Raw genomic sequence first — 10170 nt, forward strand, 5'->3', positions numbered from 1 at the left:
CTCCAATTCTTTATTACTAAATATTTCTATTTAATTATATAAAATTTATATTATTTAAACAACATAATAATAAAAAAGAAGTATATAAAGAGCCCTAATCTCTCTTTATATACTTCTTTAAAATATTAGATATTACCCTTGTCATTAAAGGAGGAACACTGTTTCCAACTTGCATATACGTTTTCGTATATGGACCTAAAAATATATAATCATCCGGATATGATTGAATTCTAGCAGCTTCTCTTGGTGTTAAACCACGTGCTTGATATAGATGTATATACATATTGCAATCAAATTTCATATGTGCAGTTATTGTTTTACATACTTCATTAGGCTTTAGTTTATAATATTTGTCTTTAAATATATCACTTCTGCTTGTATAGGGCATTATATCTGCAATTCTTTTACTATCTGATTTATCACCAGGTATCATTCTGCCAAATATCTCTATATCCCTATCATTATTATATCTTGCCTTATGATTAAATATAAGCTTGCTATTTATTCCTTTATTTATGTTTTCTACATATTTATTTATTTGTATATTTCTATTAGTTTCTATTTTTCTACCTGATATTTCAGTATCTAATTCAGTAGCATTTTTTATTGTTAATGCTTGTAGTTCTCTTAAATCACCTATAGCATCAATCAAATTATATTTGTTAATACTACTAAGACTGTTTTCTATTTCATCTATTATATCTTTGGCACTTTTATTAATTTCTTTACTTACGTCACATCTTATTCCTATATAAATTAAACGCTCTCTATTTTGTGGCACTCCAAAATCTTTAGCATTAAACAAATGATATGATACGTCATAATCTTCACCTTCTAAGTTATGAAAATCTTCTCTTACTTGCTCTGCAACACTAAGCATACCTTTAACATTTTCCATGATGAAAAATTTAGGTTTTAATTTCTCAACACCCTTAACATAATTCTTATACAAAACATTCCTTGGATCATCTATGATCCTCTGTCTATTTGCCATTGAAAAACCTTGACATGGAGGACCTCCAATAATAACATCAACATTTTCGCTAATATGTTTATTTATATTATCAATAATCCCTCTTATGTCTCCAGTAACAATTCTCTCTTTTGGTATTTGATAGTGATTAAATGAATAAGTTTTAGTACAAACTGATTCTATATCATTTGCTAATAAAACTTTATAACCATTTTGATAAAATCCTAAACTCATTCCTCCGGCACCACAGAAAAAATCAACTAATGTTGGACTATTCGTGTCTTCTAAGTAATTTAACACCGCTTCCTTTCTATAGTAATCCATGTATTTCTTTAAAGATTTATCTATTTCAACATCTAATAATATGTATGATCGTATTATGGATATAAATCTTAAATAATCTTTTCCTAATATGGTTTTCAATTTATTAATATCAGTTACATCATTGATTATTCCTAGCTTAATAAGGAAGTCTTGTACACTTTCATTAATACTACTATCATTAATTTTTACAGCTCTATCAATATTATTTAATTCACAAATACAATCAGTAAAATCTTTTAATATTGATTTGATATATTTTTTCTCTGATGTATTTTTAATTTCTGATATATTTTTAAATATGCTAAATGTTTCTTTATTTAAATTAGTCATACATTATTCCTCAATCTCTAGTTTTATATTTAAAGCTTTTACAACTTGCATAGCAACTTTGTAAGAAACATCAACTGTAACAGCATTTCCAAATTGTTTATATGCTTGAGTATCAGAAACGTTGATATCCCAATCACTTGGAAAACCTTGAAGTTTCCGACATTCATTAGGCGTTAATCTTCTTACAGAAGAAACTCTCTTTTCTTCTGTATCTTGAAATTTATTTCTATTATTTAAGTCCGTAACATAGTTATCCTGTGATGCTCTATGCATTTTGTGCATTGTCGCACATAGGGGTCTTGCTACGTTTAAATCAATCTCTGATCTTGAATAATAATTACCACTTCCATTAGCTAATATTGTAGGTAATATTTTTTCACTTAAAAAATACTTTCTTTCTACATTTTCATCTAAAAAATCTTGTAAGGTATTTTCCAAACTTACTCCAACTGGAAATTCAAATAAAAATTCATCCTCTGTTCCAGTCTCTTGAAGATACTGTCTATCTATTGCAACAACAAATACTCTTCTTCTAGTATGTGGAATTCCAAAATCAGCACTATTTAAAACTTTACTAAATACTATATAATCTAGATTATTATGAAGTATATCCCTCATTCTTTGAAAAGTTCTACCATTATCATGAGTTTCTAAATTTTTAACATTTTCTAATACTATAACTCTAGGTCTATGTATTCTTATAATCTGTTCAATAGTAAAAAACAAAGTTCCTCTCTCATCATCAAATCCTAACTGTTCACCCATCATGCTAAAAGGTTGACATGGAAATCCTCCAATAAGCACATCATGGTCTGGTATATTATCTAATAATTTATTTATATCACCTAGTACTATATGATTTCCTATATTATGTCTATAGCTTTCAACAGCATATTTATCTATGTCATTAGACCATATTATATTAAATCCTGCATTTAAAAAACCTAAGTCTAATCCCCCTGCACCAGCAAACAAACTTACTGTTCTCAAATGCCTTTGTCTATAGTGTATTCTTTCCATCTATGTGCTTCAATCCTTCCCTTGAATAAGATTTTATTTGTAGCATTTATTAATTTTCTTTTTAAATTTTCACATAACTATTCTATAATATTGTTTATTCTACCATGTTTAAAATCTAAAAACAACACTGTATGTAATAAGTATGTTTTGCATTATTTAAAATAAGTTTACCTATTTATTGAATTTATACCATAGCACTAAAGAGTAGTATAAATTTTATACTAAGGTTAATAATCAAAGATATAAATTTTATACTAATAAAGTCTTTTTAATATAAAATTTATACTCTATATTTATTACAACAACTTATATTAATTACTAAGTTTTTAGATATAACTTACAACATAGTATTAAAGTATAAAAATTATACTAAAGTATAGTAAAATAATAATAAGTCAGTTATAGTAGTTTATTTTAATTTGAAAGGTATTAAATAATGAAAATATATATAAATGAAAATATACTTAAAGATTCAAGATTAAAACCACAAGAAGTTTATTTGCTTCTACATTTAATAAATTTAGCAAATAATAATGGTGAAATAAGCATAAGTCATAAAGAACTTTTATCGGAGACTAGATTTACTAATAGCGCAATGCTTATTAGATATATAGACAATTTAATTTCAAATAATTATATAAATAAAGTTTTAGGTGGTGGTGCTGGAATTAAAAATAAATATACTGTAAATATTAAGTTAGTTCAAGCATAGCAATATAGACTATACTTATAAATTTAAGTAGGAAAAACAGGAATAAATTACTACCTTATAATTATGAAAAAACATTTGCAAATAAGTAGATGTTATCCTATAATTAAAGCACAATAATCTTAAATTTATTATAGGAGGTGAAATTAATGAAAATAACTAAGGATTTTTTAAAGTTTAAGCAATTTTTAAGGAATAAAAAGTTAAAACCAGTTCAAAAAGTTATAATGGAATATCTTTTTGAACTTCATAACTGCAAGTTTGGTTATGCTTTTCCATCTATGAAAGACTTAGTTATGGAAGTTAACGCATCTTGTAATAATACTGTAATTTCAGCTATTAAAAAGCTTGAAAAAATGGGACTTTTAAAGGTTAATAGAAAAAATAAAAACAATAGATATTATATAGAAGACATAGAGAATTTTTTAGTTGGAATAAAAAAGAACACATCTACTGAAAAAGAATTTAGTGATAAAAAAACGGTATGTTCTTTTAATGAAGATAATATAAATTGTGAAATTGATGAAATAATGTTAGAAAACAAAATAGCAAGGGATATGAATTGTTCTTTAGAAGAGGCTGTTAATGCTTTAAAATATGCTAAAGAAAGGAAAGCTAAAAGTTTAATAGCTTATGCAAAAAGTAGCATTAAAAATGGTTGGCACAAAATACAAAATAGCTATAGCTCCACTATGTCTAATATAAATAAAAAAGTTGGCTTTGCAAATTTTACTCAAAGGGTTTATGACTATGAAAAGCTAGAGAGACAGTTACTGGGATGGGATTAGTTATATTAGATGATAAATCTGTATTTAACTTATAATTTGTAAAAAATACTTCTCTACTATTTTTTCTTTTTATGTAAATATATGATAAAATTATATAATAATAAATTACACTTAGTAAGGGGAATATAAAAATGAAAAAGAAAAACATATTTTTAATAATCATAACAATAGCAGCAGCTTTTTCATTAGGGGCAGGTACGAGCATCTTAATAAATAAAGAAAAAAATACTTCTAATGAGAAAAATGGTACGTATGCCATTAAAAACAATACTGCAAATGATGTTGAAGATGAAATCATGGAAAATCAGAAAATCACCTCTGATAATAACTTAGATAATGAACAAATCACTAATATAATACCATCTAATGAAACATCTACTACTATAGAGAAAAGTAATCATAGTAAGCTATCATTAGATGATATTAAACAACTTGCAATTGATAAAAAAGGTTATGAAATGAAGCTTCAATATAGTGAAGAAATTAATAATAAAATTCATTATTTTTTTACTGATGGATATTCATCTAAAAATGGTATTATTATAAATGAAGATGGAGATGCCTTTGACTTTGTTACATGGAACTTTCAAGGAATATTAGAGGAATACTCAGAGGTATCTTCTTATGATATAGAGGACTCAACAAGTGATGTAAATCAGTTGTCAGATGAAGCATATATGGTTTTATCTTTTTATGATGAATGTATACAAGAATTTGAAAATATATCAAATAGATTTGATGTATTAAACGATCATAACACCTTAGCTGAAATAGTAAATAATAGCAGTTATTTAATTGATGGAGGTAATGCTTTAATAAAACAAAACTGTATCTCTAATGCATATTCATCAGGAATGTATGTTCTCTTTGGTAAAATAAATAGCTTATTAGAGTTTAGTATTAATGATTTAACGAATCCATCTGTAAAAACTGAAATAAAAAATCGTATTAACGATATAATAAATTTTTGCAATACTAATATAAGTTATATAAATTAAATTTATTTTTGTAAGTTTTTTGATATAAGTATAATAAATGCCTTTTTAAAAATCTAAAATATGTCTACAATCTATATTTACTTATCTAGATTTATTTATAAATATATATAATTAGCTAATACAATAGCCTATAAAAATAAAAAAAAGAGTAAAACTTAATTTACTCTTTTTATCTCATATATTTTTCTTTAATTAACATAGCTATTTCATTTGAAACAGTTCTCATGTTTTTTTCAGCTACTTCTTCTATTTTATCAATAACCTCTAATTCAAGGGTTATCATTATCCTCTTTTTTCCTTTAGGTATTCTAGCAGTATTAGGTTTTTTCTCCATTATAACTCCTCCTAAACCATTTAAATTACCTGTTTTAACTAGTTTAAATTATATCATAAGCATTTTATGGAATCCATTTTTCATTCTTTAGTGTAATTTATTCTTTCTTAAATGTTGCATCTATGAAAGAAATTTAGTATAATGAAACATATTAAGATATAAAGTAGGAAAAACAAATGCAATTTTTAAAATTATCTTATGAGTTAATAACAGATAAAAATATAACAGCTAATGAGTTTAGAATCTATACATACCTTCTAAGCCTTTATAATACTGAAAAAAATTGTAGTTATCCTTCTTTAGAAGCAATTTCAAAAAATTTAGGAATATGCTTATCAACAGTTAAAAAATCAATAAAAAGACTTGAGGAACTTGGATATATAAAAATTCAAAAAAGAAAAGGACTTGCTGGAAACTTTAATATTTATAAGAATCTAAAACATATTGTAAATATAAATAAAAAAGCTATAAAAACAAAGGAAATAGTAAAAAAACTAAAGGATAAAGTGTCTTATAAAGATGACAAAGTTAATGATGAAAATAAAGAAAATGATATTAATATAAGCAATGATAAAGATGCTAAAAGTGATGAGATAGAGAATAATCACAACAAAAATAATATAGACTCGCATATAAATGTGAGCCTTGCTAGAGCTGTTACAAACGTTGATAACAGTAACTTTGCTAAGAAAATTTTATCATTGGCTAATACAGAAATTGTTAGAGAAACTATTAAAATTTTCAAAAAGAAAAGGGGTAAAACCCCTACTTTCTTAATTAGTCTTATGATAGATGAATATTGTAGAAGAGAAAGTAACTTTCCTATAGGGATGTCTAATTTATTAAAAAGTACTCTAGAAATATATTTACCTAATATTTACCTAAAAATTATACATAAAATATGAATAATTAAGTAATTACTTAGGAATAATAATATATATTTTCTAATAAGGTGGTACTTATGGTGGGGTTATATGGTAACTCAATTTTTATGAAGACAATATTTACTATTGAATTAATATTATTTATTCCATTTTTAATATTACAAATATTAATAGTATTAAAAAAGAAAAAAAATTATAATATAAAAAAGTTAAGAAATAAATATTTTCATACTATAATTATATTACATGTTAAATTTTTTCATTTTTTGTTTACAGTGTGTAGAAAAATATTTATATCTTTTATAACAAACACCAAGCCTACTATTAATAATTCTGCTATTATTAATCATAATAAAATTAATTATGATAATTTTTGTAATGCAATTAAAAGGCAACATCCCGATGAATTTGAATTATTTACTGCTAATTTATACAAAGGTTTAGGTTATAAAGTAGAAGTAATGCCAAAGGGGCCAGATGGAGGTAAAGATGTTATACTAGAAGATAGTAATGGTAAAGTGTATATTGAGTGTAAGCATTATGGTACATCCACAGTAGGTAGAGAAATTTGTCAAAAATTAGTTGGAGCAGCTACTGCTGATGGTATTACTAGAATGAAAGTCTTTACGTGTGGAAAAATACATACTAATGCTACAAAATACGCAGAAAAATTTAAAAATAATGAAAATATTGATTTTGAAATTATTGATATAGATAAAATGTATCAATTGTATATTATGTCTAAAACATCTAATGACCAATTATATATAAACACATACTTTGCTAAATAAAAATATGAATATAACTTACATGTAAGTTATATTCATATTTTTGTAATTTTAAAATTCATTAAATAATTTATGGGGATTTAATGGAGTAAAAGATATTATAAATATTATTGATTTTAGCAAAAAACAAATTATAGATACAATAGATGTAGATTATAATTTTTTAGATTCACTTTCACCTAAATTACCAAAGCACTTCTTAAATGCAACATTTACAAAATTTTGTAATCACTTAAAACTTTCTAGTAATATGTCTTCTAAACTTTTGGAACTAATTCTTTCAAATTATACTATTTAAAAATATTATATATATTCTCAATTTAATATATAAACATATGTATGCATAATAAATCATTTACATTATAAAAAGTATATTTAATCGTATCTTTGATAAACCTAAATCAAAGAGGTGATTTTTTATGTTTGTTCCCCAAAGGATTTTATTTGAGAAAAATGTCATGGAATATGATATTGCACAAAACATTTATAATGAATTTAAAGATAACAAAAAAATTGAAATAATTGATTTAAGTTCTAATAGAATTAAGCAACATATACCAGGAAATAATATATATGATTTTTATAGAAATGGTAAAAACACTTTAGTTGTAGGAACTCAAAAAGTAAGTAAATTTCAAACTTGTAAGCCATCAGCCCATTATCAACTACCTTTATTATCTGGATGTATAGGTTATTGTCAGTATTGCTATTTAAATACTAATTTAAGCGATAAGCCTTATGTTAAAATTAATGTAAACATAGATGATATTTTAAGTAAAGCTCAAGGATACATTGATGAAAGAATTCCAACCTCAACTATTTTTGAAGGTTCCAGTACATCTGATCCTGTTCCTGTTGAACCTTATAGTAATCTTTTAAAGAAATCTATTGAGTTTTTTGCAAATAGTGAGCATGGACGTTTTAGATTTGTTACAAAATTTGCAGATATAGATAGTTTGCTTAATATTGAGCACAATGATAAAACTGAAATTAGATTCACTATAAATACTCAAAAAGTTAGAGATAATTTTGAAGTAAGAACTGCTAATATAAATGATAGGATAGATGCTAGTATTAAAGCTATAAAATCAGATTACCCAGTTGGGTTTATTATTGCTCCTGTATTTATTTATGATGGCTGGAAAGATGAATATAAGCAAATTTTATTTGATTTAAAAAATAAATTACCTAGTGATTTGAAACATCCTTTAACGTTTGAGGTAATATCTCATAGATATACAATGAAAGCTAAGAATATTATAAATCAAATATTTCCTGATAATACTTTACCAATGACTGAAGAGGAAAGAACTTTTAAATATGGGCAATTTGGATATGGTAAATACGTTTATCCTAAAGAAGAACTTAATAATTTAAAAGAGTTCTTTAAGACTACTATTGAAGAGATATTTCCTAATGGAAAAATTAAATACATTATCTGATTCCAACTAAAAAAGAGCTTTATATAAAGCTCTTTTTTAGTTACATATGTATTATAACATTTCATGAATAAGGTCAGCAGCTTTTTTATATCCACCACAACTTTTTAAAGATTTACCTATTTTTTCAGCATTTTCCTTAAAAGATTTGTTAGATAATATTTGATTTACTGCATTTTCTATATCTTTTGGAGTTGCACTTCCTATTAATGGTATTCCAGCCCCAAGCTCTGCTACTCTTCTTGCAACTAAAGGTTGGTCTCCGAATTGAGGAACAACAATTAAAGGAACTCCATTATATAGTCCTTCACTTGAGCTATTCATGCCACCATGAGTTATAAAAAGATCAACTTTCTTTAAAAGTTTAAGTTGTGGAACATAGTTAAATACTTTAAAGTTTTTAGGAATAGTTCTTAAATCCTCTATGTTAATTCTATTACCAATTGACATAACAACCATTATATCATCTCTAGAACCTAAAGCCTCGAAACAATTTTTATAAAAATCTAAATTTGCATTTGCAACTGTTCCAAGAGAAGCATAAATTACTTTTTTGTTATCCATATCCTCTATTTTAAAATCTTCAAGTTCATGTCTATTTGCTACTGATGGGCCAACAAATTTAAATGTTTCATCAAACTCATCTGCATAAGGTTGATAATATTTTGATGTAAATACAACTTTTAAATCTGCTCTATCTTTGTTAATAACATGGAAGATAGGATTACTTGTTGGATCTATTCTCATTTCTATTAAATCATCCTTAAGTTCTTTAAAAGCATCTATTATACTAACATCTGAATGAAAATTATTAAATAGATCTGCTATTAATTGATTATTTAAAGCAAATGTTGTTATGCTTCCAATAACTTTTTTTACATTAAACTTTTCTATAATACGAGTATCTACATATACAAAGTTATCAACAACTAGATAATCAAATTCACCTGTTTGTTGCATAGCTGTATCTATTGTCAATTTGTTTATTTTGATAAACTTTTTAGCCATGCTTACAGGGTTATCATTTCCTTCTGTGCTATTAAAACTTAAAACAGTATCTCCAGAATATCCAATAAATTTTGCTCCAACTTTTTCAAGCTTGTCTCTAAATATATCTGCAGTGATATAAACTATTTCATCACCTTTTTTTATTAGCTCTTCAACTAAACCAATGGTAGGGTTTACATGTCCATGTCCTGGTATAATTAAAAATAATCCTCTTGCCATATTAATCACTCCTTTTTTAAAAAATGTATATATTAAGTATACTATAAAAAAATAATTCTTACTATAAAGAGGTTACTTTTTTAATAAACCTTTACTTTTATATAAAAAATGATTTAAATTTTAACATTTTGTGAATTTTTAATATTATACAAGAAAAAATACTAAAGATATCGTTCCCAACTCTCTCTAAATCAAATTTTCATTTATAATATCTAGTATAAAAATTTAAAAATATATGTTATAACTAATATAAGTAAAAATTAAACCCTTTAGTATAAAATAATATGAAAATCAAAATATTTTAAAATGAAAATAAAATAATACATACATATTTTATATGATTTAAAGCAAATGAA

The 10170-nt window shown here is 24.7% G+C and carries 10 protein-coding genes; 6 read left to right on the forward strand and 4 right to left on the reverse strand.

Features of this window, described 5'->3' with window-relative positions; translation table 11 throughout:
• Positions 1-94: 94 nt before the first annotated feature.
• Together DR020_RS11145 and DR020_RS11150 are read right to left on the reverse strand one after the other, a co-directional pair.
• Complete coding sequence (locus tag DR020_RS11145) at positions 95-1627, reverse strand: DNA cytosine methyltransferase (protein ID WP_112365985.1); 1533 nt, start codon at positions 1625-1627, stop codon at positions 95-97.
• A gap of 3 nt (positions 1628-1630) precedes the next feature.
• Positions 1631-2647, reverse strand: a complete 1017-nt coding sequence (locus DR020_RS11150) for a DNA cytosine methyltransferase (RefSeq protein ID WP_235865697.1) — start codon at positions 2645-2647, stop codon at positions 1631-1633.
• Positions 2648-3083: 436 nt separating this feature from the next.
• Between DR020_RS11150 and DR020_RS11155 the strand changes: the two genes are divergently transcribed.
• The 3 genes from DR020_RS11155 (at position 3084) to DR020_RS11165 (ending at position 5142) form a co-directional block, all read left to right on the forward strand.
• Positions 3084-3359 carry a hypothetical protein gene (locus tag DR020_RS11155; RefSeq protein WP_112365986.1) on the forward strand — a complete coding sequence of 92 codons (276 nt, stop codon included), beginning with the start codon at positions 3084-3086 and terminating at the stop codon, positions 3357-3359.
• 146 nt (positions 3360-3505) lie between these two features.
• Positions 3506-4144 (forward strand): helix-turn-helix domain-containing protein, encoded by a 639-nt coding sequence (locus tag DR020_RS11160; RefSeq protein WP_112365987.1) that lies wholly within the window; start codon positions 3506-3508, stop codon positions 4142-4144.
• 131 nt (positions 4145-4275) lie between these two features.
• The gene (locus tag DR020_RS11165) at positions 4276-5142 is read left to right on the forward strand and encodes a hypothetical protein (RefSeq protein WP_112365988.1); all 867 of its coding nucleotides are present in this window, start codon (positions 4276-4278) and stop codon (positions 5140-5142) included.
• Positions 5143-5311: 169 nt separating this feature from the next.
• Here DR020_RS11165 and DR020_RS12290 read toward each other — a convergent pair whose 3' ends face one another.
• Positions 5312-5476 carry a ribbon-helix-helix domain-containing protein gene (locus DR020_RS12290; RefSeq protein WP_160110475.1) on the reverse strand — a complete coding sequence of 55 codons (165 nt, stop codon included), beginning with the start codon at positions 5474-5476 and terminating at the stop codon, positions 5312-5314.
• A gap of 176 nt (positions 5477-5652) precedes the next feature.
• On the opposite strand from DR020_RS12290, the gene DR020_RS11170 reads away from it, so the two are divergent.
• The 3 genes from DR020_RS11170 to splB all read left to right on the forward strand — a co-directional run bounded on the left by DR020_RS11170 (position 5653) and on the right by splB (position 8590).
• Positions 5653-6381, forward strand: a complete 729-nt coding sequence (locus tag DR020_RS11170; protein ID WP_112365989.1) for a helix-turn-helix domain-containing protein — start codon at positions 5653-5655, stop codon at positions 6379-6381.
• An 86-nt stretch (positions 6382-6467) separates the two neighbouring features.
• Entirely contained in the window at positions 6468-7151 is a 684-nt protein-coding gene (locus DR020_RS11175; protein ID WP_160110476.1) for a restriction endonuclease, read from the forward strand.
• Between the two features lie 416 nt (positions 7152-7567).
• Positions 7568-8590 (forward strand): spore photoproduct lyase, encoded by a 1023-nt coding sequence (splB, locus tag DR020_RS11180; protein WP_112365991.1) that lies wholly within the window; start codon positions 7568-7570, stop codon positions 8588-8590.
• Between the two features lie 51 nt (positions 8591-8641).
• On the opposite strand, the gene DR020_RS11185 is transcribed toward splB, so the two are convergent.
• Complete coding sequence (locus tag DR020_RS11185; RefSeq protein WP_112365992.1) at positions 8642-9814, reverse strand: macrolide family glycosyltransferase; 1173 nt, start codon at positions 9812-9814, stop codon at positions 8642-8644.
• Positions 9815-10170: the final 356 nt, after the last annotated feature.

This window comes from Sarcina ventriculi (assembly GCF_900456775.1).
Classification (GTDB): Bacteria; Bacillota; Clostridia; order Clostridiales; family Clostridiaceae; genus Sarcina; species Sarcina ventriculi.